The 24,445-nt window shown below is 37.3% G+C and carries 28 protein-coding genes; 21 read left to right on the top strand and 7 right to left on the bottom strand.

Going from position 1 to position 24,445, the window contains the following annotated elements:
- The first annotated feature begins 2 nt into the window (after positions 1–2).
- The 6 genes from R4Z09_RS16845 (at position 3) to R4Z09_RS16820 (ending at position 4,758) form a co-directional block, all read left to right on the top strand.
- Positions 3–1,406, top strand: a complete 1,404-nt coding sequence (locus R4Z09_RS16845) for a sigma-54 interaction domain-containing protein (protein ID WP_338447909.1) — start codon at positions 3–5, stop codon at positions 1,404–1,406.
- Positions 1,407–1,566: 160 nt separating this feature from the next.
- Positions 1,567–2,976 carry a lysine 2,3-aminomutase gene (ablA, locus tag R4Z09_RS16840; RefSeq protein WP_338447908.1) on the top strand — a complete coding sequence of 470 codons (1,410 nt, stop codon included), beginning with the start codon at positions 1,567–1,569 and terminating at the stop codon, positions 2,974–2,976.
- A gap of 1 nt (position 2,977) precedes the next feature.
- Positions 2,978–3,253: a YokU family protein gene (locus tag R4Z09_RS16835; protein ID WP_338447907.1), complete on the top strand. Its 276-nt coding sequence runs from the start codon at positions 2,978–2,980 to the stop codon at positions 3,251–3,253.
- A gap of 146 nt (positions 3,254–3,399) precedes the next feature.
- Positions 3,400–3,591, top strand: coding sequence for a hypothetical protein (locus R4Z09_RS16830; RefSeq protein WP_338447906.1), 192 nt, complete (start codon positions 3,400–3,402; stop codon positions 3,589–3,591).
- Positions 3,592–3,727: 136 nt separating this feature from the next.
- Positions 3,728–3,955: a YozE family protein gene (locus R4Z09_RS16825; RefSeq protein WP_338447905.1), complete on the top strand. Its 228-nt coding sequence runs from the start codon at positions 3,728–3,730 to the stop codon at positions 3,953–3,955.
- A 119-nt stretch (positions 3,956–4,074) separates the two neighbouring features.
- Complete coding sequence (locus R4Z09_RS16820) at positions 4,075–4,758, top strand: hypothetical protein (protein ID WP_338447904.1); 684 nt, start codon at positions 4,075–4,077, stop codon at positions 4,756–4,758.
- Between the two features lie 19 nt (positions 4,759–4,777).
- Here R4Z09_RS16820 and R4Z09_RS16815 read toward each other — a convergent pair whose 3' ends face one another.
- Positions 4,778–4,945 carry a hypothetical protein gene (locus R4Z09_RS16815; RefSeq protein ID WP_338447903.1) on the bottom strand — a complete coding sequence of 56 codons (168 nt, stop codon included), beginning with the start codon at positions 4,943–4,945 and terminating at the stop codon, positions 4,778–4,780.
- A 150-nt stretch (positions 4,946–5,095) separates the two neighbouring features.
- Here R4Z09_RS16815 and R4Z09_RS16810 point away from each other — a divergent pair, with 150 nt between their 5' ends.
- The 4 genes from R4Z09_RS16810 to R4Z09_RS16795 all read left to right on the top strand — a co-directional run bounded on the left by R4Z09_RS16810 (position 5,096) and on the right by R4Z09_RS16795 (position 7,789).
- Positions 5,096–5,269, top strand: a complete 174-nt coding sequence (locus tag R4Z09_RS16810) for a YozD family protein (RefSeq protein ID WP_338447902.1) — start codon at positions 5,096–5,098, stop codon at positions 5,267–5,269.
- A gap of 428 nt (positions 5,270–5,697) precedes the next feature.
- Complete coding sequence (locus R4Z09_RS16805; RefSeq protein ID WP_338447901.1) at positions 5,698–6,492, top strand: serine/threonine protein kinase; 795 nt, start codon at positions 5,698–5,700, stop codon at positions 6,490–6,492.
- A gap of 46 nt (positions 6,493–6,538) precedes the next feature.
- The gene (locus tag R4Z09_RS16800) at positions 6,539–7,309 is read left to right on the top strand and encodes a sporulation protein (RefSeq protein ID WP_338447900.1); all 771 of its coding nucleotides are present in this window, start codon (positions 6,539–6,541) and stop codon (positions 7,307–7,309) included.
- A 171-nt stretch (positions 7,310–7,480) separates the two neighbouring features.
- Complete coding sequence (locus R4Z09_RS16795; RefSeq protein WP_338447899.1) at positions 7,481–7,789, top strand: YodL domain-containing protein; 309 nt, start codon at positions 7,481–7,483, stop codon at positions 7,787–7,789.
- Positions 7,790–7,827: 38 nt separating this feature from the next.
- Here the strand turns inward: R4Z09_RS16795 and R4Z09_RS16790 are convergent, their stop codons facing one another.
- Entirely contained in the window at positions 7,828–7,962 is a 135-nt protein-coding gene (locus R4Z09_RS16790) for a hypothetical protein (protein ID WP_338447898.1), read from the bottom strand.
- Positions 7,963–8,230: 268 nt separating this feature from the next.
- Between R4Z09_RS16790 and R4Z09_RS16785 the strand changes: the two genes are divergently transcribed.
- From R4Z09_RS16785 to R4Z09_RS16775, 3 genes are all read left to right on the top strand, one after another.
- Positions 8,231–9,082: a M15 family metallopeptidase gene (locus tag R4Z09_RS16785; RefSeq protein WP_338447897.1), complete on the top strand. Its 852-nt coding sequence runs from the start codon at positions 8,231–8,233 to the stop codon at positions 9,080–9,082.
- A 136-nt stretch (positions 9,083–9,218) separates the two neighbouring features.
- Entirely contained in the window at positions 9,219–10,685 is a 1,467-nt protein-coding gene (locus R4Z09_RS16780; protein WP_338447896.1) for a S41 family peptidase, read from the top strand.
- Positions 10,686–10,754: 69 nt separating this feature from the next.
- Positions 10,755–11,687: a GTP-binding protein gene (locus R4Z09_RS16775; protein ID WP_338447895.1), complete on the top strand. Its 933-nt coding sequence runs from the start codon at positions 10,755–10,757 to the stop codon at positions 11,685–11,687.
- Between the two features lie 82 nt (positions 11,688–11,769).
- On the opposite strand, the gene R4Z09_RS16770 is transcribed toward R4Z09_RS16775, so the two are convergent.
- Positions 11,770–12,012 (bottom strand): DNA alkylation repair protein, encoded by a 243-nt coding sequence (locus R4Z09_RS16770; RefSeq protein WP_338447894.1) that lies wholly within the window; start codon positions 12,010–12,012, stop codon positions 11,770–11,772.
- A gap of 182 nt (positions 12,013–12,194) precedes the next feature.
- Between R4Z09_RS16770 and R4Z09_RS16765 the strand changes: the two genes are divergently transcribed.
- The 8 genes from R4Z09_RS16765 (at position 12,195) to R4Z09_RS16730 (ending at position 20,686) form a co-directional block, all read left to right on the top strand.
- Entirely contained in the window at positions 12,195–13,160 is a 966-nt protein-coding gene (locus R4Z09_RS16765; protein WP_338447893.1) for a WD40 repeat domain-containing protein, read from the top strand.
- A 1-nt stretch (position 13,161) separates the two neighbouring features.
- Positions 13,162–13,842, top strand: a complete 681-nt coding sequence (locus R4Z09_RS16760) for a response regulator transcription factor (protein WP_338447892.1) — start codon at positions 13,162–13,164, stop codon at positions 13,840–13,842.
- Positions 13,839–15,239, top strand: a complete 1,401-nt coding sequence (locus R4Z09_RS16755) for a sensor histidine kinase (protein ID WP_338447891.1) — start codon at positions 13,839–13,841, stop codon at positions 15,237–15,239. Before R4Z09_RS16760 ends, R4Z09_RS16755 begins: the two co-directional genes overlap by 4 nt.
- Positions 15,240–15,287: 48 nt before the next feature.
- Complete coding sequence (locus tag R4Z09_RS16750; RefSeq protein ID WP_338447890.1) at positions 15,288–15,725, top strand: FixH family protein; 438 nt, start codon at positions 15,288–15,290, stop codon at positions 15,723–15,725.
- Between the two features lie 354 nt (positions 15,726–16,079).
- A complete protein-coding gene (locus R4Z09_RS16745) occupies positions 16,080–16,805 on the top strand; it encodes a CAP domain-containing protein (RefSeq protein ID WP_338447889.1) in 726 nt (241 codons plus the stop codon).
- Between the two features lie 691 nt (positions 16,806–17,496).
- Positions 17,497–18,225, top strand: coding sequence for a reverse transcriptase domain-containing protein (locus R4Z09_RS16740; RefSeq protein WP_338447888.1), 729 nt, complete (start codon positions 17,497–17,499; stop codon positions 18,223–18,225).
- Between the two features lie 552 nt (positions 18,226–18,777).
- Positions 18,778–20,022: a group II intron reverse transcriptase/maturase gene (gene ltrA / locus R4Z09_RS16735; RefSeq protein WP_338447887.1), complete on the top strand. Its 1,245-nt coding sequence runs from the start codon at positions 18,778–18,780 to the stop codon at positions 20,020–20,022.
- A 118-nt stretch (positions 20,023–20,140) separates the two neighbouring features.
- Positions 20,141–20,686 carry a group II intron maturase-specific domain-containing protein gene (locus R4Z09_RS16730; protein WP_338447886.1) on the top strand — a complete coding sequence of 182 codons (546 nt, stop codon included), beginning with the start codon at positions 20,141–20,143 and terminating at the stop codon, positions 20,684–20,686.
- Between the two features lie 84 nt (positions 20,687–20,770).
- Here R4Z09_RS16730 and R4Z09_RS16725 read toward each other — a convergent pair whose 3' ends face one another.
- The 4 genes from R4Z09_RS16725 to R4Z09_RS16710 form a co-directional block, all read right to left on the bottom strand.
- Positions 20,771–21,241, bottom strand: coding sequence for an Hsp20/alpha crystallin family protein (locus R4Z09_RS16725; protein ID WP_338447885.1), 471 nt, complete (start codon positions 21,239–21,241; stop codon positions 20,771–20,773).
- A 56-nt stretch (positions 21,242–21,297) separates the two neighbouring features.
- Positions 21,298–21,786: an Hsp20/alpha crystallin family protein gene (locus R4Z09_RS16720; RefSeq protein WP_338447884.1), complete on the bottom strand. Its 489-nt coding sequence runs from the start codon at positions 21,784–21,786 to the stop codon at positions 21,298–21,300.
- Positions 21,787–22,010: 224 nt separating this feature from the next.
- Entirely contained in the window at positions 22,011–23,378 is a 1,368-nt protein-coding gene (locus R4Z09_RS16715) for an MATE family efflux transporter (protein WP_338447883.1), read from the bottom strand.
- 202 nt (positions 23,379–23,580) lie between these two features.
- Positions 23,581–24,132 (bottom strand): GNAT family N-acetyltransferase, encoded by a 552-nt coding sequence (locus tag R4Z09_RS16710; RefSeq protein WP_338447882.1) that lies wholly within the window; start codon positions 24,130–24,132, stop codon positions 23,581–23,583.
- Between the last annotated feature and the right edge of the window lie 313 nt (positions 24,133–24,445).

The raw sequence follows: 24,445 nt of genomic DNA, 5'->3' as shown, positions 1-24,445 counted from the left end.
ATTTGTTAAAGGAAAATACAATCTCAAAGGAAATTCTGTCAGCTATTTTACAAGGAATTGACGAAGGAATTCATGCTGTTAATTTATCTGGTGAAACCATTTTTTATAATGAAATCGCAGCAGTACACGACGGTCTGACTGTTGATGAAGTCAACGGAAAGTCTATCCTGGAAGTTTTCCCTTCTCTTACAAGGCATTCAAGCACACTCTTAAAAGTAATTCTGACAAAAGAGCCTATTTATAATCAACCGCAAAGCTATGTAAATCTTCATGGTAAAAAAATTGAAACCATTAATACAACACTGCCCATCTTTATCGGCGGGGAACTTGTTGGTGCTGTTGAAATTGCCAAGGATTATTCTCGTTTGAAAATGCTGTCTGAAAAACTGCTTGATTTGCATCAGAGAGTACAGCAAAAAGAAGGTACCCAGTCTGTTTCAATGGGGCGTTTTTCCTATCAATTCGCGAACTTAAAGAGTAAAAATCCAGAGTTTCTTAAAATCATCCATGAGGGGGAAAAGTTAGCAAAATCAAACTCGCCCGTTCTGATCTATGGAGAAAGCGGGACGGGAAAAGAACTTTTTGTCCATGGAATTCATCAAGCGTCATTACGATCCCGCGGTCCGTTTATTGCCCAAAACTGCGCTGCCATCCCTGAGACATTACTTGAGAGCCTGTTGTTTGGGACATCAAAAGGAAGCTATACAGGGGCTGTTGAAAGAGCAGGCTTATTTGAATTAGCTAACGGTGGTACTTTGTTTCTTGATGAGGTTCATGCGATGCCGCTTGAACTGCAGGCAAAGCTGCTGCGAGTCCTTGAAGATGGCATCATTCGAAGGGTTGGAAGTACAAAAGTTCACCTTGTGAATGTCAGAATTGTCGCAGCAATGAATATCCCTCCAAACGAAGCGCTTGAATCTAAGAAACTAAGACCGGATCTGTTTTATCGCTTGAATGTCTTGATGTTTAAGCTTCTGCCGCTTCGGGAACGAAAGGAGGATATTCCATATTTAACGGACCATTTCATTTCCGTTTATAATAATGAAATGGAAAAAAATGTAACAGCAGTTGACCCATCAGTTAGACAATTATTTCTATCTTATTCTTGGCCAGGAAATGTACGTGAACTAAAACATGCTGTCGAATATATGATGAATGTTTGTGATGATCATGTACTGACCGAGAAAGAACTGCCCATTATGCTGAAACAAAAAAATATAGCGGCAGTAATGGAGAGTGAAGATAATCAGCTTCCATTACGGGAAAATCTCGATCGATATGAACGATACCTAATTCAAAAAGCAATGTTATTATGTGAAGGAAATATCCAAAAAGCAGCTAAATCTCTAGGTATTCCACGGCAAACCCTGCAATATAAATTAAAAAAAAGCGGCATAAGTAAATAATGTTGATTTTATCATCTGCCAAACAATCGGCATCTGTTTGGTAGTAACGACTTCCGCAAGTCTCAAAAGCCTGTAAATCTCCTCCTTTTAGCATTGGCACAAAACTTGCATATAAATAATGTAAGGTTTGTTTTTGCAATAGTGATGAGGAGGAATCAACTTGAAACCGTTTTTATATAAACCAAGCAGACACTGGAAGGATATTGAACTATGGAAGCATGTCACCGATGAGCAGTGGAATGATTGGATTTGGCAGTTAACCAACACGATCCGCACGCTCGAAGACTTAAAAAAGGTCATCAATTTAACTCCGGATGAAGAAGAAGGAGTCCGTATTTCCACGAAAACAATCCCATTAAATATCACCCCTTATTATGCTTCATTAATGAATCCAGATGATCCCAGATGTCCAATTCGCATGCAATCAGTACCCATTGGAAAGGAGATATATAAAACAAAATATGACTTGGAAGATCCATTATATGAAGACGAGGATTCGCCAGTACCAGGACTGACGCATCGATATCCGGATCGTGTGCTGTTTCTTGTAACCAATCAATGCTCAATGTATTGCCGCTACTGTACACGCCGCCGCTTTTCCGGGCAAATTGGCATGGGTGTACCAAAAAAGCAGCTGGATGCCGCCATTGAGTACATTCGCTCCACACCTGTTGTCCGTGATGTACTCATTTCCGGCGGTGATGGACTTTTGATCAACGACCAAATCTTGGAGTATATTCTAAAAAACCTCAGGGCCATAGATCATGTGGAAATTATCCGCATCGGTACAAGAGCACCAGTTGTCTTTCCACAGCGAATTACAGAAAATTTATGTCAAATCTTAAAAAAATATCACCCTGTATGGTTGAATACTCATTTTAATACATCAATTGAGATTACAGAGGATTCTAAAAAAGCGTGTGAAATGCTGGCAAATGCTGGTGTCCCAGTCGGGAATCAAACTGTCATTCTTGCCGGAATTAATGACAGCGTACCGATTATGAAAAAATTAATGCATGATCTCGTCAAAATCCGTGTCAGACCATATTATATCTATCAATGTGATTTATCAGAAGGAATTAGTCATTTCCGTGCTCCTGTTGCAAAAGGACTTGAAATTATTGAAGGTTTAAGAGGCCATACAAGCGGCTATGCTGTACCTGCCTTTGTTATCGATGCTCCTGGAGGGGGAGGAAAGATTACATTACAGCCGAATTATTTGATTTCCCAAAGTGCTGATAAAGTTGTTCTGCGTAACTATGAAGGCGTCATTACAACCTATCCAGAGCCGGAAAATTACATTCCTGGCAGAGCAGAGGATTATTTTAAAAAGATTTATCCTGATATGGATGAAAAACGGTCAAAAACAGGTATTTCTGCCTTACTGAACGACCAGCAATTTAATCTGACACCAGAAGGAATTACACGTTTAAACCGCCGCAAGGAATTTGCCCAAAACCCGAATCATCAAACATTAAAAGATAAACGAGAAAAACGTGATGAATTAAAAGAGAAAAAGTTTCAAGCCCAACAAAAAAAGAACACACCGAAGGAAAAGGAGGATGAGTAGCATGGAAATCTGTCCATGGTGCGAGGTGGGTAAGCTTTCATCGGTAACAGATACAGTGTATTGGGAATTACCAGATGGAACAAGGGCTGTTGAAATTAATGAAACACCATCCTTTTATTGTGATAATTGCCGCGCTTTATTCCAAAGTGATGAAATCGTTAAAGAAATTGAGGATCAGTTGTTTTTAATTGATACAAAGCAGTTAGCAAAGCAAACAACGTATGATGAATTGATGAAAATGAAGAGGTTATTAAAGCGGAATTATTTTAACTTTTGAAGAAGATGGGAGGGCTGAATCAATATCAGCCTTCTTTTTATTTATAAAAATGTTGTTCACATAATTTTCATTCTTTTTTCACAAAGGTTCTGCTTTCGCTTTTTATAATAGTGAGGGGATTGTTTTTGAAAATGGGAGGAATTCGAATGAAATTGGTTTTAATGCTCTTACTTGCCTTGGCAATGTTTGTCTTATTTTTCTGTGGATATTATGCAGGAGTAATTAAAGAAAAGTACGGAAAAAATTGGCTTCAAGCCGTTCCGATAACCGTTGCTATATTAATGTTTAATGTTATTTGGGCATTGACTGAACTGGCAAAGACAGATCGTTGGCAATAAAATGGTAAATCAAAACCCGGGGAAAATTCTCGGGTTATTTTCTTATCCAAGGATTTTGCAAACTAGTGGACGAAATGGTTCTTTTTCCTTTATAGTAGGAACAATCAATGAGAGTTGGAAGGGAGTATTTTCATTTATGGCCAAATCCTTTTATCACTTTTTAATGCGATACCGCCATCCTGAACCGAAGGATGAAATTAGTTTATTTGCTAACCATGCCTATCAAGATCATAGTTTTCCAAAGACCAATACCAATTATGATCAATTAAGCTCCTATCTTGAATTAAATGGAACGTATTTAAAAAGTATGAGAGTGTTTGATGAAGCATGGGATTTATATTTAACACATGAACTAAAAAAATAGGAAGAAATATTTGGTTTAAACAAAGGAAATTAAACAATTCTGATTATTTCCATATCGACTGCTCATGCATATACTATGTTAACTACCTTAAACGGCTTGACCATGAGGAGAGGGATGATATGGGAAGAAGAAGAAAATCTAAGTTTCAAATCGACGATACTGTCGTTATCATATTATACGGAACGGTTGGCAAAGTGACAAACGTTCAATGGCTTGATGGTACTTACGTATATGAGGTTAATAAAAGTGAAGAATTATATAAAGAAACAAGCCTGCAATTGTTATCAGATTACGATGGAGAAATTTATGAAAAAGAACATATTGATATTGAATATAAATTCTTTATCGGCGATATCGTACAAGTAAATGGTCAAGGACATGACTTGTATAAAGTAGTTGGATTCCGGACGGAAATTTGGCGTTATAAGGACAGCTCATGGGAAGATATTATCTATGAATTAGCACGAATCGGTGATGGTGAATGGCTTGAAGCAGGCGAAGCCGACCTGACACTGCTGGCAGACGAAGAAAATGCCGATGCATTCCTACAGAAGCTTGGGCTATTATATTTTATTAAAAATCAAAATGGGCAGCCTCTAAAAGAAACGGCGTTATCATTAGATCATAAAGACTCCACTTCTGAAGAAGTGAAACGAACGGAGCAGATTAACCGCCTGCTGGATATTTACAATGATTACCGTTTTTTATACGAGTGGTTTAAAGATGAAGAATATGTCCAAATTATGCAGGCTGCCATTCATGAATTAAAAAAATTAACCATGGATGATAAAAAAACATCTTAATCATACAAACTGCCATTCCTTATAAAAGCTTTCCAAATGATATCAGCAAATGAACGATAAGTGGAATCCCTGACAGCAGAATCAGCCAATAACCTGTTTGAAGTGCTCTGTTAAATAATGTAAGCGTCATACTATCTTCATTATTGACATCTTCCTTGATGCACTCAATCATTTGGGCAATCTTCATCATCATTCCCCCTCCAAAATTGTTTTCCTGTATTTTAAATCTATGCTTGTCCTTATGAAAAATGCCTTTTCATTTTTCATGAAAGATCCATTCTTTTTCGGTATATCCAGATTCGTAGGTTCATATATTTTTTATAAAGGGGGCGACGCTGTGAAAGAAATTGAGGTCATAATAGATACGGATGAAATTGCTGAGTTTTTCTATCAAGAGTTATTGAAAAGAGGCTATGTTCCTTCAGAAGAAGAATTAGATGACCTCGCAGATATCACTTTTGATTATTTATTAGAAAAATGCATTATTGATGAAGAAATTAATGATGATTAAAATGGATGATGAATAAAACCAAAAAGAACCGATATGTTCAAAACCGATATCAACGGTACTTTTATCAGGTTTTTTGAATAACATGGAAATAGATAAAGGACAAAAGTGACGAGCAGCGAGTTCGTCATTTTTGTTCTTTTTTCATAAAACGACGAAACTATTTCCTTACATGGATCGTATAGTAGAGAGATGATTTGAAGGAGGACCTATTATGTTAAGGAAAATATTAAAATCGATTTTGAATCAATCATCACACCGAAAATACACAAGCTCGAGCAGTGCCTATAGACGGCATAGCCATCATCGTCATTCCCATATGGGACATGGGTATTATAAAAAAAGCCGTAAAAGCAGTTTTTTCTCAAGCAGGAGTTTTTTCAGCAGTTAATCACGATTAGACAGGGCCAATTTAAAAGGAAGAGTATTCCATGTTAAAAGGTGCTATACGATTTACAGTAGATGTTTTTGAAAAGAAACTAACAAACGGTACGGTAATAAACTCCCGTTATGAAATGATGAAATTTCTTGGGAGAGGAAGCTATGGGAGCAGCTACCTAGTCTATGATTCATTCAAACAAAAAGAAGCTGTCTTGAAGTTTTTACGAATGCATAGACGATTTAAAAATTCAGGCTTAGTGGACTTTGAGCAGGAACAAAAACTGCTGAAAGAAATCAACCAACCATACTTTCCGCAATATTACGAAAAGGGTGAATACAATAATAAGCCATTTTTTACAATGGAATATGTGAATGGCAAAACTTTTGAACAGCTGATTTTTGAAGAGGGAAAGACCTACGGAGAAAAAGAAGCTTTTCAAATTAGCTATGAACTCTTGCGGATTATTGATTGGCTTCATCAGAATGGGATTGTTCACCGCGATATTCGGATTCCGAATGTCATGTTTGCTCAGAATCAATTGAGGTTAATTGATTTTGGCCTTGCACGAAAATTTGACAAACAACAGCTTTCAAATTTTCCTATTGATCAGATTAAGAGGGTCATTTCCCCTGTCAGTGATTTTTATGCACTAGGTCATTTTCTGCTATTTCTTTTATACTCAACTTATGAAGTAGAGGATAATCAACGTGAAAAAAGCTGGGAGGAGGAATTAAATTTATCATTTCAAGCAGTAGTGACGATTCGAAAATTATTAGCTATTGAAGAACCGTATTCATCATGCAGTGAAATTGAAAAAGACTTTTTACAAGTAATGATGGCTTAAGAAAAGCATTTAGTCATTTGGCGTTCGAAAAAGGGAGGTAGGGAAAATGTCGTTTTTTAATAAAGTGTTGGCCAGCGTTGGAATTGGTGCGGCAACAGTTGATACGAAGCTTGAAAAGGACCGCGTATTTCCTGGTGAAGAAATTAAGGGTGTTGTTGAAATTCGTGGCGGAAATGTAGAGCAGCAAATTGATGATATTTATCTTTCGGTTAACACGCAATATATCAAGGAATCAGATGATAAAAAATATTACGTGACTGCAACGATTGAGCGAATTCGCTTAGCCTCAGGCTTTACGGTTGGGGCAAAGGAAACACGTGAAATTCCGTTTTCATTTCATTTGCCGTTAGAAACACCAGTTTCAATGGGAAAAGCGAAAGTATGGGTGGCAACAGGACTTGATATAAAAAATGCTGTAGATCCATCTGATAAAGACTATCTGAATGTGAAGCCAAGTGCACTCTTGGATGGTGTATTAAATAGTATAACATCATTAGGCTTCCGTTTGCGTGAAGTAGAATGTGAGCAAGCTCCATATCATTTACGAAGTAAAAGTCCGTTTGTACAGGAGTTTGAATTCGTCCCGACTTCAGGTCCATTTCGCGGTCGTCTAGATGAACTTGAATTGGTCTTTCTTCCAACTACAAATAATACAGCTGATTTGTATTTCCAAGTTGACCGAAAAGCACGGGGATTAGGCGGATTTCTTGCTGAAGCGTTAGAAATGGATGAAACAAATGTCCGCATGTCTGTTACGACAAGCGATTTAGCAACATTACCGCAAAGTTTACGTTCTCTCTTACAGAAGTATTCTTAATTCGAGTAAAAGATGGTGCTTGAAGCACCATCTTTTTGCTTTTTATTCGAGAAAAATATTAATCGACAAAAATAGAAGAAATTCTCTGAAGGAATCGACATGCGTTTTCTCTAATGTTTTATAGTAAAAAAATGATATAAATATTTTGAAAAGTATGTGGGGGGAAGGCGAATGTTGCTGGAAATATTACGAACAAGAAAAAAAGAATACGATGTAACGATTTTTCAAACACCCATATTTAGACAGAAAAAAGGCTATAAACAAGTATATCGACTTCACATAGAAGGAACATCACATAGTGATTGTTTGGATGAAGTATTTTCTCGTTTCAATATAACCGATCGGATTCCAAATGATTTTGAAGGACGTTTTATTGGGACAGGTGATATTTGTTTCATTGATGAGGGTAGAAAAGGTCAATATTATTATCAATTAAAGCCGGGTGGATGGGTAGAAGTTAATCGAATACATGTATGTTAAACAACAAAAAAGAGGGGAGCTTCCCCTCTTTTTGTTGTTTAATGATTATTTTTTCTTCCACCTGTTGCCCTATTTTCCTTGCCGTGTGCTTCCTGCTCGGCAATAATGGCTTCTGGCGGGATATGATTATTTTTCTTTGGTGAATTGATGCGGTTTCGATGTTTTTTTCCCATATTATCCTCCTGAATAATTAAATTAACGTATGGTTAGAAAGCTGCTACGTAAAATAGTATTAGCTGTACACTGCATCTTCATGCAGATGAAATATGAATGAAGTGGACGCTTGATGCTGTTATTAAGAAATGAAAAACGAGTCGTTTGGCTCTTTTCTGTCTTTTATAGGTATTCATCACTATTCTTCTACTTACATGAATTAAATCTCGTAATTACATGGAAAAATGATAGAATAGAGATTGAAGTTTTTAAAGATAGGTGGTTATCATGAAGAAATTGGCAGCAACGATTGGCAGCCTCGTCCTTTTAACAGGCTGTAATGGAATCCCGTTTTTGGAAAAGGAAAACGTAAAGCATGAAGAACAGGCAGCTATTCAAGAACAGGATCAATCAGAATTAACAGAAGATAATGCAATTACTAGTGAAAATGATAAGGGCAGCACTAAAACAGAAAATGACGGTGTGAAAGGTGATTTAGTTTTAGAGTCTGTTTATTTTAATGATATTTCAGTAGTAAATGGAAAAAATGTCATTCAAAATCCAACCAATATGATGGTATTGGTTAATAAAGAATTTGCTCTTCCAGATGGGTATGAACCAGACGATCTTGTCCGGCCAAATGTGGCTTTTTCATTTGGTGATCAAGATATCGAAAAAAGCTATTTACGTAAAGAAGCGGCAGCTGCGTTAGAAAAGATGTTTGCTGATGCAGCGAGCAATGGTATCCAACTGTTTGCCGTATCGGGATATCGTTCATATGACAGACAACAGGAAGTTTTTAATTCCGAAGTGAGCAGGGTTGGTGAAGAGCAGGCTATTCAAGCTGTAGCAGTTCCAGGTTTTAGTGAACACCAGACAGGACTTTCTATGGATATTTCTAGTAAAAGTGCAGGACTCGCTCTAACAGAACAATTTGGGAAAACGGCAGAAGGAAAATGGCTTAAAGAAAATGCCCATCGATTTGGTTTTATTCTGCGATATCCAAAGGGAAAAGAGAACATTACAGATTATCAATATGAGTCATGGCATTTTCGCTATGTAGGTAAAAAAGCAGCAACAGATATATATAAGAATGATTTAACATTAGAAGAGTATTTTAATAAAGTAAAGAAAGTATAGTTGATATTATTTAAACTGCTTTTTTAAAGATTGGACGTTTTTTTTGTTAAAATCATCGTAAAAATGTTATTCTAAAAAGTAAGGAATCGATATTTCTCGTTTATTGTAGTTTGAATCATGAAAGTGGTGAACTTGTTTGGAAAATGAAAATGTAAACAAAGAAACTCAGGAACAAAAACCCGGGTTTATTCGTATGAAAAGATTTCATTTCATCATGCTTTTATTTTTAGCTGTGTTTCTTTCAGCAGGTATTACAACCGTTGCCTTAGCTTTTGGCGATGAAAAGGCGGTTACCGTAGCGGCAGACCGGAGTGAATTTGACAAGCTGTTTGCAGCCTTCGATACGTTAAAAAATAATTATTATGAAGAAGTGGATCAAGAGAAAATGATTAATGGGGCCATAAACGGTATGGTAGAATCGCTTGATGATCCATATTCAGACTATATGGATGCAAAAGAAGCTAAAGGTTTCCATGAAAGTATTTCTTCTTCATTTGAAGGAATTGGAGCAGAAATACAGGAACAGGATGGCTATATTACGATCGTTTCCCCGATAAAAGATTCACCAGCAGAAAAAGCAGGACTAAAACCAAATGATAAAGTCTTGAGTGTTGATGGAAAAAGTATTCAAGGGATGAGCGCTACAGAAGCTGTTCTGTTGATACGTGGTGAAAAGGGAACAACCGTCAAATTATCGATTCAGCGTCCTGGTGTCGAAGAACAAATGGAAGTACCAATCGTAAGAGATACCATTCCGATTGAAACAGTCTACGGTGAAATGCTTGAAGACGGAATCGCAAAAGTACAAATTACTTCCTTCTCAGAAAATACAGCAAAAGAACTTGTAACTACCTTACAGGATTTGAAAAAACAGGGAATGAAAGGATTAATTCTTGACTTAAGACAAAATCCAGGTGGTTTATTAGATCAAGCGATTTCCATCTCAAGTTTATTCCTGCCTGATAAAGAAGTAGTCGTCCAAGTAGAGGATCGTAATGGGAATCGTCAAGAAATGAGATCATCAAGCAGTAAGGACGATCCAAATGTTCCTTTAGTTGTAGTGGTTGATAAAGGAAGTGCCAGTGCATCAGAAATATTGGCAGCTGCTGTTAAAGAATCAGGTAACGCAACACTTGTAGGTGAAACAACGTTCGGAAAAGGAACCGTCCAAAAAGCACAGGATTTCTCCGATGGTTCCAATTTGAAATTTACAACAGAAAAATGGTTAACACCAAAAGGAAATTGGATTCATAAGAAAGGAATTAAGCCTGACATTGAAGCATCATTGCCTGAATATGCAAAGTTAACATTGCTAAATCCAGAAACAGAGCTTAAATTCTCATCTTCTTCTTCGGAGGTCAAAACAGCCCAGCAAATGCTAAAGGCTATTGGATATGATCCTGGAAGGGAAGATGGATTCTTTGATGAAAAAACCGAGGAGGCCGTCAAGAATTTCCAAACAGATAAGGGTATTGAAGCAACAGGGATTTTATCCGGAAGCTCTACAACTGCCTTAATGGAAGGACTGCGTGACCAAATCAAAGCAAATGATACACAAATCTTAAAAGCAGTTGAGGTTTTAAAAGAAAAAATAGGGCAATAACCAAAAAACTCTCCAAATGGAGAGTTTTTTGCAGGTTTTAGAAGTTTTGAAAAAGCGGAGGTACATTAGATGAATAAATCAGAGGTCTATTTATTATCAGGCTTTCTGGGGAGCGGAAAGACGACATTATTAAAAAATTTGCTTCAGCAAGAAAGATTGGATGGACGTAGAGCAGCAGTCTTAATGAATGAGCTTGGCAGTGTTTCCATTGATTCAGATGCTGTGAACGAGGATGTTCCCTTAAAAGAACTGTTAGATGGCTGTATTTGCTGTACCATTTCAGACAAACTGGAGGCTCAGCTGCAAAGTCTTTTAATCGAGAATAATCCCGATGTCATTTATATAGAGGCTACTGGTGCAGCTCATCCGGTCGAAGTACTTGATGCGATTGTATCTCCATTATTTGCTGATAGAATTGATTTTAAAGGGATTATCACAACGGTGGATAGTAAGCGCTGGCTTGAGCGGAAAAAGCTAAGCCCGCAAATCCAGCTATTGCTTGTGGAGCAGGTTAAGCACGCCAATTTATTGTTAATCAATAAAACAGATACGTTAAATGAGGAACAACAAGCTAATGTCAGTATGGAAATCTCTCTGCTCAATCCTCATGCTTTTACCATTTTGACATCCTTTGCAAAGGTTCCGACCAACCATGTGCGAAAGATGGGCTATAAAAAAGATTTACTGCAGCACCGTGTCAAGGTTGATTTACAATTACGAACTTTTGTTTACCATTTTAAACACCATATAAGGCAGGAAGATTTTGAAAACTTTCTTAGAGAAATTCCAGAGACGATTTATCGTATTAAAGGTTATGTGAGATTTTCTGAAAATAGTTATCCATATCTTTTTCAATATTCCTACGGAATGCCTTTGTATATGAAAGAGTACATGAATATGCCGTTAAATTTAGTATTTATTGGTGAGAATATTGATTGGACCGTTCTTAATGATATGCTATCAGATTTGGAAGAAAAACAGAGCAGAAAGATTGATAAGTAAAAACGAAAAGCCTAAACCGTGTAGAATCATTGAAACGGTTTAGGCTTTTATGTTTTTTTTGATGCATGAAAGGGGTAGGTCGTTATTTCATTTCCCCGAATTTTGCAAAGGTTCTTTCATCTTCAATTAATCCACAGGCCGCGCACTGAACCCTTAGTTCAGGTCCGCGGTAAGGCATATGAAAGGCGCTTAAGTTCTCTGCGGAATATTCTTCGAGAATACCACCGGTGTTCGGATCCAGCTTCACAGATTGTGGTACTTGTCGAATTAAGTTAAAGCGGCTTTTATTTGTTTTACAATTTGGACAGCGATATGGTGTAGTCATATAAATCTCCCTTCCAAATATGATTAATATTATTTTTTGCAAATAGTTTTTCATTTATGTAAAAATATAAATAGGAAGTTCTTATAATGGGGAAATATCTTATAATTGATAAGAGAAATTTCACAGTTTTCTCACAAGTTATTTATATAATGCTAGGATAAAATAGAGTCAGGAGCCACAGTATGAAATATTTTTCTAGACTTTTCATTATCCTGTTATTTATTCTAGCAGCCTGTTCAAATAGAGAATATATCCCTATCCCAAAGGATAAGGATTTGATCATAACCATTAATATTAAAGATTCCACTATTTCTTTTATTGATGCTACAGCTAAAAAAGAATTGGAGCAATGGGTAATGGAAAAACCATATTCAGGCGGAATGCTGTTTCCAGATGGGGATACGCTATTGCTCTATGGGAAACAAATAGAAACGGTCGATCTTTACTCCCTTTCTTCAGGTACATTTCTTTCAAGTTGGCCTACCGGTAAAGGGATTGTTAATGCGTATGTTTTAAGGAATGGCAAAGAAATTGTGTTTGCCGATCAGGAACGTAATTTAGCCCGTTTTTTCACATTAAATGGGAAAGAAATTACTTCGATTTCAACTGAAGCCAAGCCGTATACGATGTTAGAAGGTGAAAATAAGCTGTTCGTGTTAAATATTGGGGATGAAATTCTGAATGTGATAAATCTAAAGGAAAAAGTAAAACAAGCTGATATGAGGATTCATTCATATGCTGCCGGAGCATTAATTATACAAGAAAAAAATGAGTTATGGGTTGGCGGACATGGAGTGGGTACAGATATTGAATCGAATATTCATATATACGATATGTCAAACGGAAAGTTAATTAATACCTACTATGCTCCAATGATGCCGATTAACTTTGCTGAATGGAATGATTATATATATGTTCTTAGCCACGGTTCCAATATGCTGTATAAATTAACAAAAACAGGCGAGCTAGTACAATCCATGCAAATTGGTGCAAATCCTTTTGAACTGGCTGTATACCAAAATGATTTAGTTATTGCGGGTTATGACAGTGATGATATTTATTTTATTGATCCTATGAATCTAGCAATTAAACAAAAGGTGAATGTGGGACAAGGCCCTTTTCAAATGATTGTAAGGGAGAGGAATTAACGTGACGAAATATCGAATATTAATTATTGATGATGAAGAAGACATGCGCCATTTAACTCAAATGTATTTAGAAAACTCCGGTTTTTCCTGCATCCAAGCAGGAGGAGGGAAAGAAGCATACAAAATACTTCTAGACGAAGAAATTGATTTAATTCTCCTTGACATTATGATGCCGGATGAGGATGGATTTCAAGTATGTCAGCAAATTCGTGAAAACTATGATATTCCAATTATTTTTCTTTCTGCAAAAGGTGAAGAATGGGATAAAGTTCGTGCCTTCCAATTAGGGGGCGACGATTATATTGTTAAGCCGTTCAGCCCTGGTGAAATGGTTGCAAGAATTCAAGCTGTATTGCGCCGGTTTAATCAACATCACCAACAGGAAAGTTTACAGAAAATAGGTAATATTACAATCAACCAACACGCCCGAACTGTAATGGTGGACGACAAGTTGATTCCATTAACATTAAAGGAATATGAATTATTGTTATTTTTAATGGAACATCAGCACCAGGCATTAAGCAGGGAGCAGCTATTGGAAAAAATCTGGGGAATTGATTATATCGGCAGCTTGCGTACAGTGGATACGCATATTAAAACACTTCGAATGAAGCTGGGGCTTGCTGATTATATTCAGACAGTTTGGGGAATCGGCTATAAATTCGAGGTTCAAGAAGCATGAGATCTTTTTCACATAGTCTAGCGAAAAAGTTATGGATAGCGATATCTGCAGCTATACTCATCACCATTATGTATTCTTATTTTTTATCCTACTTCTTTTATGAGAAATTATATGTTGAAAATGTTGAAAATGATCTATTTGAAGAAGGGAATCGCTTGGCCAATGATTATAATGGGGGACCACTAACAGACGAATGGAAACAAAAAATGGAGTGGTATAATTCAAAATCCGAATCCGAAATATTTGTTGTGAACAATCCAAAAGAATTAAGCGCTTGTTTACCTTTTGAAATGGAGACACAGGCGTTAATCGGTGCTGAGGAAAGGGAAAAATTACTTTCAGGAAAGACGATTGAAAAGTTTGGCTATGAAGAAAGATTTGACCGTAAGATCATTTCGGTCATTATACCTTTATTGGATGGAGAGCGCTTAGAAGGAATTATTTATATGTATACACCGCTGGCGAAAATTACAGAGCTGACAAAGGAATTTGCTTATCTTTGGTTCATATCGGCATTATTATTTCTTGTGATTGCTTTATTTGTCGGGATAAAAGTGATTCAAAGATTAACGGATCCGCTTTTAGAAATGAAACAGGCAGCAGATCAAGTATCGAAAGGGAATTATTTGACGAGGCTGACTATTTCTTCTAAGGATGAAATTGGTGAACTGGCAGCAGCATTTAATCACATGGCTGAGTCGATTCGAAAGGAAGATGAACGAAAAAAGGAGTTTCTAGCCAATGTTTCACATGAATTGAGGACTCCGATTAGCTATGTGAAGGGGTATAGTGATGCACTTATTTCTGGGCTTATACAAAATAAAAATGAGGCAAAGCAGTACCTTCTTCTGATTCACCGTGAAGCAGGGCGAATGGAACGTTTGGTCGGTGATCTGCTTGATTTATCTAAACTTGATTCGAATGAATATCAATTAGTGAAAATCCCGCTTCCTTTGGCACAGCTTATTGAGGAAGCTACGGTAAAATATGTGCATGTAATGAAGGAAAAGGGACTCACTTTTCAGCTTGAACTTGATCCAGATGTCATTATAAACGGGGATGAAGGGCGTATTGAACAAATGATTCTTAACGTCATGGATAATGCCTTGCGCTATACAGAAACAGGGGGTATTAAAATTGAATTAAAAAAAGCAGGAAATCATTGTTTAATAAGAATTCAAGATACAGGAAAAGGCATTCCAACTGAAGATATCAGCAAAATCAAGCAGCGCTTTTATCGCGTAAATAAAGCAAGAACACGCTCTGATGGGGGAACAGGACTTGGTCTTGCCATTGTTGATACGCTGGTCATTCTTCATGGCGGATATGTAGAAATCAGCAGTGAGGTTGGCAGGGGTACGACAGTTGATATCTATCTGCCAATGCTGGAAGAGTAAGATCAATAGAGTACGTTTGGATTAATTTGAGATAGGGGGAAAAATATCATGAAAAAGAAATTATTTGCTTTATTACTTATTTTGGCAGCCATCCTTTCAGCTTGTTCCGGCAGCAAGGAAAAGGAAAAAGAAGAAATGACACCTCAATTTCTCGATGTTCAGTTAACTGTGAACCCTGAACAGGGCAAGGTAAATGAGCCGGTAACATTTGAAGCAAAAGTGACCTATGGGGATAAAAAAGTAACAGACCCTGATTCAATTGATTTTGAAATTTGGCTGGCTAACGATGAAAATCATGAAAAAATCATACCAGAGCATATGGGAAATGGTGTATTCAAAATAGAAAAAACCTTTACAGCCGAAGGGACCTATTATGTGTATGCTCACGTAACAGCAGAAAATATGCATAACATGCCAAAAAAAGAATTCGTAATCGGAACGCCAAGCGAACCGGAGGACAGTAATACCTCAACAATCATGGAATAACAAAAACGGCCTTAACTGGCCGTTTTTTATTTTTAATAAAGTAATAGATTGGTAAAGAAAGTTACAAAACACCTCGTTTCAAAAGCTTGTCAAGGGTAATTGCTTATATAATTACTGGAAATACAGGAAATAAACTGCCATAGTGTAAGTTTAATCCATCTAATAGATTGCTAGTAAAAAGTGCATAAAATGAAGGTGTTACACTCATTCGGTCTTATATTATTCGGAGACAGCAAGGCTTAGATTAATGACCTGTAAAATTCTTCCTCAAGTATGACAAAAAATGCATGTTAAGATAGTTTTGCAAAGCCGATCACATAGATTATTGATTCAAGAATCAAGGAGGATAACAAAATGAAGAAAAAATTAATGATTTCAATTGCAGCAGCTGCAGCATTATTAGTGACAAATCCAGGCGTAAATAAGGCGGATGCAGCATCAAATTATAACGTCTATGCGAATACAAAAGTATATTATTCTCAAACTAATTCTATGAATCAAGCAGAATTAAATTCGTTTCTCCAAAAATATGCTGAGCGTTTTCATATTCAATGGAATCCTAGCCAATGGAACCAGCCTGTTAAAGAGCAGCAGAACAATATAAAAACGCCTGCCCCTGCAGAAACACAACAACAACCGGTACAAACTGAGACAACGAAACAGCAGCCGGCTGCCCAAACAAACGAAAAAACTGCGTCACAACTAAGTGTATATGAACAAAAAGTGGTTGATTTAACAAATGCTGAACGGATTAAAAATGGACTGCCAGCCCTTCAAGTTGATATGAATTTAAGTAAAGTAGCACGGGAAAAATCAAATGATATGCAAAGAAATAATTACTTCTCACATACAAGTCCAACATATGGTTCTCCATTTGATATGATGAAGAAATTTGGAATTACTTATCAAACAGCTGGTGAAAATATTGCAATGGGACAAAAAACTCCTGAAGAAGTGGTACAAGCTTGGATGAATAGTGAAGGTCACCGCGCCAATATTTTAAATGCTAACTTCACCCATATTGGTGTAGGCTATGCTGAAAATGGAAACTATTGGACACAACAATTTATTGGTAAATAAGCAAAGGCAAAAGGAACAGTCTCTTATTGGGGACTGTTCCTTTGTGCGCTTGGCAGCGCATCGCTCTAATGGGTGAAAGTCCCTAACGTGCCGTTGTGGCGGAAATGTATAGCTGACAGGTAGTGCGAGTGCCGTGAGATTTCGTGCGGAGGACTTGAAGGCAAAACTCGGAACAGGTGGCTGTAACCATGTTGGCTGGTAAGATGGGATAACCTTGCAAAGGATGGGGAAGTCCAATACCACTCTGTATCTTATTAGTTATGAGGACTGTTTTCGAGTGAAAGGCGATGACGTGACCCAAGGAGATCTTATCTTCTCCACAAATTGGTGGTAACCCTTTTTCAAAGCCGCGATGGACGAGAAATTGACTATGGAAGGTGAGAAGTCAGAGCAGGGGATAGTAGTGAATAAACTTGTCGGAAATGCCACAAAGATAAGTGACTCATCACAATGTTGGTAAGACAGACGTTGACCCAAAAGGCAATGAACTGATGCGAAGCCCGTCTGCCCATGTAAGAAAAGCATTACGAACCTATTTACTCGTCATGTACTAAACAGAAGTCGATGAGGTAGATAGCCTAAGAATCGAGACCGAAAGAAAGTAGGTTGTTTAGGGCGTAGTACTAATATCAAATATCGACCATTGGGCTACCTATTCAGTCGATATTGTATTGGGAAAGGAAACGAATACATGAATGAATCAATAGGAAAACGAAGCTTACGTGTAGTTGAGAGTTCTAAAAAGAAACGCAAATGGTACAGTCTAATTGATAAAATCTGGAACTATCAAAACTTGGAAGGAGCCTTCAATGATGTGAAGAAAAACCGAGGCTCGCATGGTGTGGATAAAGTAACAATTAAAGATTATGAAATAAAATTGGAACACAACTTAAGAGTGCTCCAAGAATCTTTGCGTACTAAAACATACCGGGCAAAACCTGTCAGAAGAGTGTATATTCCAAAAGCTGATGGTTCTAAACGTCCATTAGGAATACCAACAGTTGAAGACCGAATTCTTCAAGCAGCAACGAAGAAAATACTTGAATCTATCTTTGAACAGAAGTTTCTAGACTGTAGTTATGGATTTCGTCCTAACCGTAATGCACATATGGCTATTGACAAAATCCGTAAGGATTTGATGGAAGGTTATATGTATGTAATTGACGCCGACATTAAGACGTACTTTGATGCAATCCCCCACGATAAACTTATTAACTTAATTAAAGAAGAAGTAGTGGATAGCAGTGTTTTAGCTTTAATTGTACAGTTCTTAAAATCGGGAATCCTTGAAAGCGGTGATTTCTACGAAAACGATAACGGGAGCCCTCAAGGCGGCGTAATTAGTTCGCTACTAGCAAATATCTATCTACACCCACTTGATGAAATGATGACGTCACCGCATTACAAGGTATGCAGATGACTGTGTGCCACGAAAGCAAGGAAAGTGTGCCTAACGGCACCCCCAATAAGCTATGCTGCACTTGAGATGAGAGTAGGCCTCTCGCAATCGCTATACAGGTAGAGATTGCAAACCACCCTAAGGTGCTGTAGTCAAAAGCTATGGTATTGAGCGTTAGGGAAAAGGCAGAGCAAGACTCTGTCAGGTACGTATTAAGGAGACGAAAACCACTGAACCGCTGAAGAAGTATCGAAAGCGTAAGGATGTCATCAAAACTAAGGGGGAGTCGTTAACTCAGGATAAGTTCGGAGGAAACCTGTTTACTGTCCGTTCGGTGACCGGTATAAAGGCGGCGTGAACTTAATATAGGCTTGGGTGTGGAACGTGGGAACCTACGACATGGATGCTAAGGGAGAGATTTCAAGTGGGAGCCCCACAAGAATCAGAGTACCAATGCCATGTATAGGGGCGGAATAACTCGTAGTAGCTATGAAACCTTCTAACGGAGATGGAGCAAAGGGGTTATGTTATTCAGTTTTATTAACAGGTCAACCATTAAATTGGGAGGAACTTATGAATAAGACAAAGCCGTACAATATATCCAAAAAGGCAGTTTATGAAGCCTTTCTTAGAGTTAAAGCAAACAAGGGGTCAGCTGGAATTGATCATGAGTCAATAGAGGAATTTGAAGTGAACCTAAAGGATAATCTCTACAAACTGTGGAACAGAATGTCCTCAGGTAGTTACTTTCCACCAGCAGTTAAAGCTGTAGAGATTCCAAAGAAAGCTGGTGGCACTAGGACATTAGGAATTCCAACTGTTACAGATAGAATTGCACAAATGGTTGTGAAACTGTATTTTGAACCCTCAGTGGAACCTTTCTTTCATGAGGACTCTTATGGTTATAGACCAAATAAAAGTCCCATCCAAGCATTGGAAATAACTCGTAAAAGATGTTGGAGATACAATTGGGTTCTGGAATTTGATATTAAGGGCTTATTCGACAACATTGATCATGGGTTATTAATGAAAGCAGTGGAAAAACACACAAGTATTAAATGGGTGAAGCTATACATTGAAAGATGGCTAAAGGCACCTTTTCAAACAAAAGAAGGAGTAAAAGAACGTACTTCTGGCACACCGCAAGGTGGAGTCATAAGTCCAGTTCTTGCGAACCTATTTCTACACTACACATTTGATAAATGGATGACAATTAACCATCCTAATAATCCATTTGCGAGATATGCAGATGATGCTGTCATTCACTGCAAGTCAGAAGCTGAGGCAATAAGACTGCTTGAATCATTAAGCATTAGGATGAACGAATGTAAACTTGAACTACATCCAACTAAAACAAGAATTGTATATTGTAAAGATGCAGTTAGGAAAGAATATCACGAAAATATTTCGTTTGATTTTCTAGGATATACGTTCAGGCCAAGACGTTCTAAGAATAGATGGGGAAAGCATTTTATTAACTTTACACCAGCGATTAGTAACAAATCTAAGAAATCAATTCGGCAAAAAGTAAGGGATTGGAAGCTACAGTTAAAAGCTGATAAGGACCTTACTGACCTATCAAATATGTTTAACTCAAAGATAATAGGCTGGATAAATTTCTATGGGAAATTCTACAAATCAGAAATGTACCCAACATTAAGGCACATCAACAAAGCCTTAATAATGTGGGCAAGAAAGAAATACAAAAGGTTAGCTCGTCACAAGAAAAGAGCAGAACATTTCTTAGGTAGAATTGCAAATCAGAATCCCAAGTTATTTAAACATTGGGAAATAGGTATTAAACCTACGGCTGAATAATGGGAGCCGGATGAGCTGAGAGGTTCACGTCCGGTTCTGAGAGGGGCTACTGGGGAGGTTCCAGTGGTCTACTTGCCTCGTCATCTGTTGCAAATCAAGAAAGGGTGCTGAAAGGGTTTTGAGAACGGTAGTTAAGCTATTAGAAGAAGGGTTGGGTTTAAAAGTCCATCTTGATAAAACCAAGATTGTAGATAATCTTGTAGAACCGTTTATTTTTCTAGGATATGTTTTCAAGCAAGGATACTATCATTCACCATCAGACAAGGCAGTTAAGAAATTCAAGAAACGTATCAAAGATGTAACGAAAAGAAATCAAACAATAAATCTGGAAGAATTCGTTAAGCATCGGTTGAATCCCATCATCAGAGGATGGGGTAGATACTTTGGTATTGGATTTTCAAAGAAACTGTTTCAACAACTGGATTCATGGATTCGAAGAAGGCTTCGGATGATTCAACTAAGAAGTTGGAGGAAAATAAGAAAGCTCCACAGGGAGCTTCGAAAAAGGATGTGGGAGGGCGAACTTCCTCATCTCTCAATGACTAAATGGAGAAGTTCGTTGACCCAACATGTACATTTTGCGATTCCTAATGAAAGGTTTCGTGAAATAAAACTTGTTTTTCTTCTGGATATTTATAATGAACTACATCCCCAGCGGGGATAAGCATGGAGGAGCCGTATGCGATGACCCGCACGTACGGATCTGTGAGAGGCGCATGATATTTTCATGCGCCTACTCTATTTACTGTCAGTATTCGGGCTTTATTTCAATTGGAATTTCTTCAGCAAAATCTGTTTGAATTGGTAAAATAAGTGTGAACAGTCCATTTTGTAAAGTATAGCGAATAGATGATTCGATCACTGGGACTGGAAGGGGGATCTCTTTTTTAAATCTCTTGCTTACTCTTTCCTTAAGAAAATACTTACTGCCTGGCTTCAACGTATGATAGTTGCCTTGAATCACTACAATACCATGCTCGATTGTTACATGAATTTCATCAATTGTGAATCCTGGCAGTTCCACCTCAAGAAATAGATTATGATCGATTTGATAAAGGTCGCAATGTGGGAAGGTATCCCGCAGCTTAAGAAAGTTATTTTCAAAGTTTATTTTTTCCTCTTTTGCAAGCGTATCTGGATCTATTATCTGCTTCCAAAAATCCTCTTGTTGTAGTTTTTGTGTTAAACCAAACCATTGTTTTAGCTTATCTGAATTCATCATGCTCTCTCCCTTATTAACATTAGAAAATCGTAATGATGGATTAACGGGTGGATTTACACTATATCAGTCACATTTATTTCGGAATATTGTGTATCAATGTCTTTTGGGATTCTTACTTCAAGTGTTTTATCTTTATAGTGGGCAGTCGTCCCTTTTTTCTTAGCAAGAGAGGGGAGTGGAATAGAGTGTTTATGGCTCATTTCTGGAATGTTCTCAAGCAAAAGCAGATTGGATGTATGTGAGAGCCTAAGTCTTGTTAACCATTCATCAGTGTCTATGTTAATCCGTACATATATATAATCATGTGTTTCGAATAGAGAATAGTTAATTGCAGATTCACCAGCTGTCGTACGTTTTTCTTGAGTCTCTGAAAATGGCTGAAAAAGTTTCATCATTTCCTGTGGATTCATATTGTTTGGCATGGCAGACTCAAATACTTTGCCCATTATATTTTGAACAAACTGATTCACTTCTTCTGGCTTCATATTTTTCACTTTAGACTGGATATCTTTATCAAAGGGAAAAAAATTCCACGGAAACATCAATATTCATCCTTTCCTTCAAACTAGATTGAATGTACAAATTCGGTTCGAAAAGACTTTAATCTAAATCAATCTAACTAAAGATATACTATGCAGCACGTGGCACACAGTTAAAAAATCTTTTAGGCTGATATGATTCTATAAAGAAAAAACCATTAGCTGTACTGAAGGTTAAATGCAGTACGGCCAATGGTTTTATGAAGGACAAGATCTTGTTAGATGATTTAATTCGTACGGATGGACATAGATAGCTTGCGATTCCGCTGGATGTATAAGAGTCTTCCTGTAAGGCTAAGAGCACCAACAGCCAAGCCGGCAATAAGGCCTATCCAATAGCCATATGGCCCTAATTCGGTATGTCTGGCTAATAAAATTCCTAATGGCAGTCCGATAATCCAATAGGATACCAATGACATGAAAAAAGTCGTATTGACATCTTTATAGCCTCTGAGTGAGCCTTGAATCGGCGCCTGGATCGCGTCAGACAACTGGAAAAAAAGAGCATATAGCAAAAATTGTACGGACAATTGGATGACTTTCGGGTCCTTTGAATAAAGGCTTGCGACTTCTGTACGAAATAATAAAATAATGATACCGCAAACACAAGCCATTGTAACCGCTACTCCAATCCCGAGCAAGCTATACTGCCTCGCGTCATGATAGCGTTTTGCTCCGACTTCAAAACCGACTAATATGGTTAGAGCCATGGATATGCTTAATGGAATCATATAGAGTAAAGACGCAAAATTCATTGCAACTTGATGTGATGCGATTGTGATCGTATCAAATTCACTCATAAATAATGTGACGGCTGAAAAAATACTTGTCTCAAAAAAAATAGAAAGTCCAATTGGAAGTCCTATTTTAAGGATCTCTTTTATTTTTTTTACTTTTAGTTTGTATGAACTGCGAAAAATGCTGTATCCAGAAAAGGGCTTTTGCGTATGTACAATCAAAATGGCAATCAGAAGCAATGCCCAATAGGTGATTGTCGTTGCATAACCAGTTCCTACGCCTCCGAGTTCAGGAAGTCCTGCTTTACCAAAGATTAGTAGATAATTAAACACCACATTAATCGGTAAAGCCGACAATGTAATAAACATCGAAACCCTGGTTTTGCCCAGTGCATCAATGAAGGAACGGACAGCATTATACATAAATAAAGGGATAATTCCAATGCTTAAAGCCTTTAAGTATTCGGCAGCAACCCTTTCTACATGGGGATCAAGGTTCATTCTCCTTAAAATGGGTTCCAGGAGGAAGGAACCGATGATAATGACACAGACTGCCATGATGGCTGCAACATACATCCCTTGGATAACCGTCACGCTCACATCTTTTTCTTTTCTAGCTCCAATTAATTGAGAAACAATAGGGGTAATGCTTATCAAAATTCCTGTTAGTCCAGTAGAAATAGGAACCCACAATGAAGCTCCAATTGCAACTCCTGCAAGGTCGTTGGAACCATAGTGACCGGACATGGTTGTATCAAAAAAATTCATAGAATACATACCAATCTGAGTTATTAAAATAGGGATTAATATAATAAATAAATAATGCAGTTTTTCTTTTTTACTATTTGTTTTGATCATGATTCTTCCTCGAATTCTCTCACTAATTATAAATTAATATTTTATCACAATAATGATTTTATATGTATGAAAATACGCTTATCACATGCGATAAATTTTTAAATAGAAATAGCGGCTGACATTATTTGTCAAGCCGCTTAGAAGATATTGTGTGCAAGGGTTGATACTTTTTTGAAGGTTTCAATGCCTAGAATTGATTTGTTTATGCTTCCAATCTGTGTGTATCCTCGATTGAATTTCTTTTTGTGTGTAATGTATAGAGATCCTTTGGAATTTCAAATAATTTAAAGATGTCTCCATTTGCGTTTAATTGCTCGAAAAGGGATTTACGAGATTCTTGGGCATTGATGGTGTAGGGAAGTTTTTCAGCGGCTTTTTGAGAGCGGATATTTTCAGTGCGGATGCGCATAAAGACCGTTTCAATGTTAAGCTCATAGAATAGTTCTTCAAAGAAGGCAGCTTTCGCCCGCTGATTATATCCTTTACCGTGATATGGCTTACCCAGCCATGTTCCTAAGAAACCTGCATGATCCTGTATATCGTATAAGCTAATCGTACCAATTGGAGAGCCCCAATCATCTAGAATCGTTCTTGAGATTAATTCGCCTCGTTCTTCAGCCTCAATCGTTTGTTTCGTAATAAATAAAAATTCTTCATAAGATGCAGCTTTATGGCGCACGAAAGGGAAGACATTAGGGTGGATCATCAAGTCATATAATTCATGGCATTCATGTAGCTCGCGTTTCTTCAGCACGGTTAATCCCTCCAATTTGAGGGCAGTTTTACTCCATGACAAAGAGTTGTACCCCACCCTCGAAATTTTTTATGATCTTACTAAAAAATTTCGGGGTGGGAATCGAACCCACTAGAACCAGTATGACTGGTGGCGCACCATTTGCCTTCCCAATTACTTTTTAACACAATATAATATTTTATGACTGAAAGTAAGCAAAATCGTTACAGATGTTTGCTAAAATCGTCTCCTTTTAAAAGAACTTGGTAGTACAAAAAAAGAAAATAATTAACATATCTAAACGTATTTTACATAAAAAAATTTAAAAAGAAAA

Source organism: Niallia oryzisoli (assembly GCF_036670025.1).
Classification (GTDB): Bacteria; Bacillota; Bacilli; order Bacillales; family Cytobacillaceae; genus Bacillus_BD; species Bacillus_BD oryzisoli.
Note: the sequence above shows the minus strand (reverse complement) of the source record. Positions and strands in the feature narration are given on the sequence as shown.

Bases quoted from the DNA above. Each gene is read 5' to 3' on its own strand.
- R4Z09_RS16775 (WP_338447895.1), top strand. From the start codon at position 10,755: ATGAATAAATCAGAGGTCTATTTATTATCAGGCTTTCTGGGGAGCGGA.
- R4Z09_RS16765 (WP_338447893.1), top strand. From the start codon at position 12,195: ATGAAATATTTTTCTAGACTTTTCATTATCCTGTTATTTATTCTAGCA.
- R4Z09_RS16815 (WP_338447903.1), bottom strand. From the start codon at position 4,945: ATGAAGATTGCCCAAATGATTGAGTGCATCAAGGAAGATGTCAATAAT.
- R4Z09_RS16820 (WP_338447904.1), top strand. From the start codon at position 4,075: ATGGGAAGAAGAAGAAAATCTAAGTTTCAAATCGACGATACTGTCGTT.
- R4Z09_RS16755 (WP_338447891.1), top strand. From the start codon at position 13,839: ATGAGATCTTTTTCACATAGTCTAGCGAAAAAGTTATGGATAGCGATA.
- R4Z09_RS16785 (WP_338447897.1), top strand. From the start codon at position 8,231: ATGAAGAAATTGGCAGCAACGATTGGCAGCCTCGTCCTTTTAACAGGC.
- R4Z09_RS16805 (WP_338447901.1), top strand. From the start codon at position 5,698: ATGTTAAAAGGTGCTATACGATTTACAGTAGATGTTTTTGAAAAGAAA.
- R4Z09_RS16800 (WP_338447900.1), top strand. From the start codon at position 6,539: ATGTCGTTTTTTAATAAAGTGTTGGCCAGCGTTGGAATTGGTGCGGCA.
- R4Z09_RS16750 (WP_338447890.1), top strand. From the start codon at position 15,288: ATGAAAAAGAAATTATTTGCTTTATTACTTATTTTGGCAGCCATCCTT.
- R4Z09_RS16770 (WP_338447894.1), bottom strand. From the start codon at position 12,012: ATGACTACACCATATCGCTGTCCAAATTGTAAAACAAATAAAAGCCGC.
- R4Z09_RS16725 (WP_338447885.1), bottom strand. From the start codon at position 21,241: ATGAATTCAGATAAGCTAAAACAATGGTTTGGTTTAACACAAAAACTA.
- ltrA (WP_338447887.1), top strand. From the start codon at position 18,778: ATGAATAAGACAAAGCCGTACAATATATCCAAAAAGGCAGTTTATGAA.
- R4Z09_RS16835 (WP_338447907.1), top strand. From the start codon at position 2,978: ATGGAAATCTGTCCATGGTGCGAGGTGGGTAAGCTTTCATCGGTAACA.
- R4Z09_RS16830 (WP_338447906.1), top strand. From the start codon at position 3,400: ATGAAATTGGTTTTAATGCTCTTACTTGCCTTGGCAATGTTTGTCTTA.
- R4Z09_RS16740 (WP_338447888.1), top strand. From the start codon at position 17,497: ATGAATGAATCAATAGGAAAACGAAGCTTACGTGTAGTTGAGAGTTCT.
- R4Z09_RS16715 (WP_338447883.1), bottom strand. From the start codon at position 23,378: ATGATCAAAACAAATAGTAAAAAAGAAAAACTGCATTATTTATTTATT.
- R4Z09_RS16825 (WP_338447905.1), top strand. From the start codon at position 3,728: ATGGCCAAATCCTTTTATCACTTTTTAATGCGATACCGCCATCCTGAA.
- R4Z09_RS16790 (WP_338447898.1), bottom strand. From the start codon at position 7,962: ATGGGAAAAAAACATCGAAACCGCATCAATTCACCAAAGAAAAATAAT.
- R4Z09_RS16720 (WP_338447884.1), bottom strand. From the start codon at position 21,786: ATGTTTCCGTGGAATTTTTTTCCCTTTGATAAAGATATCCAGTCTAAA.
- R4Z09_RS16745 (WP_338447889.1), top strand. From the start codon at position 16,080: ATGAAGAAAAAATTAATGATTTCAATTGCAGCAGCTGCAGCATTATTA.
- R4Z09_RS16795 (WP_338447899.1), top strand. From the start codon at position 7,481: ATGTTGCTGGAAATATTACGAACAAGAAAAAAAGAATACGATGTAACG.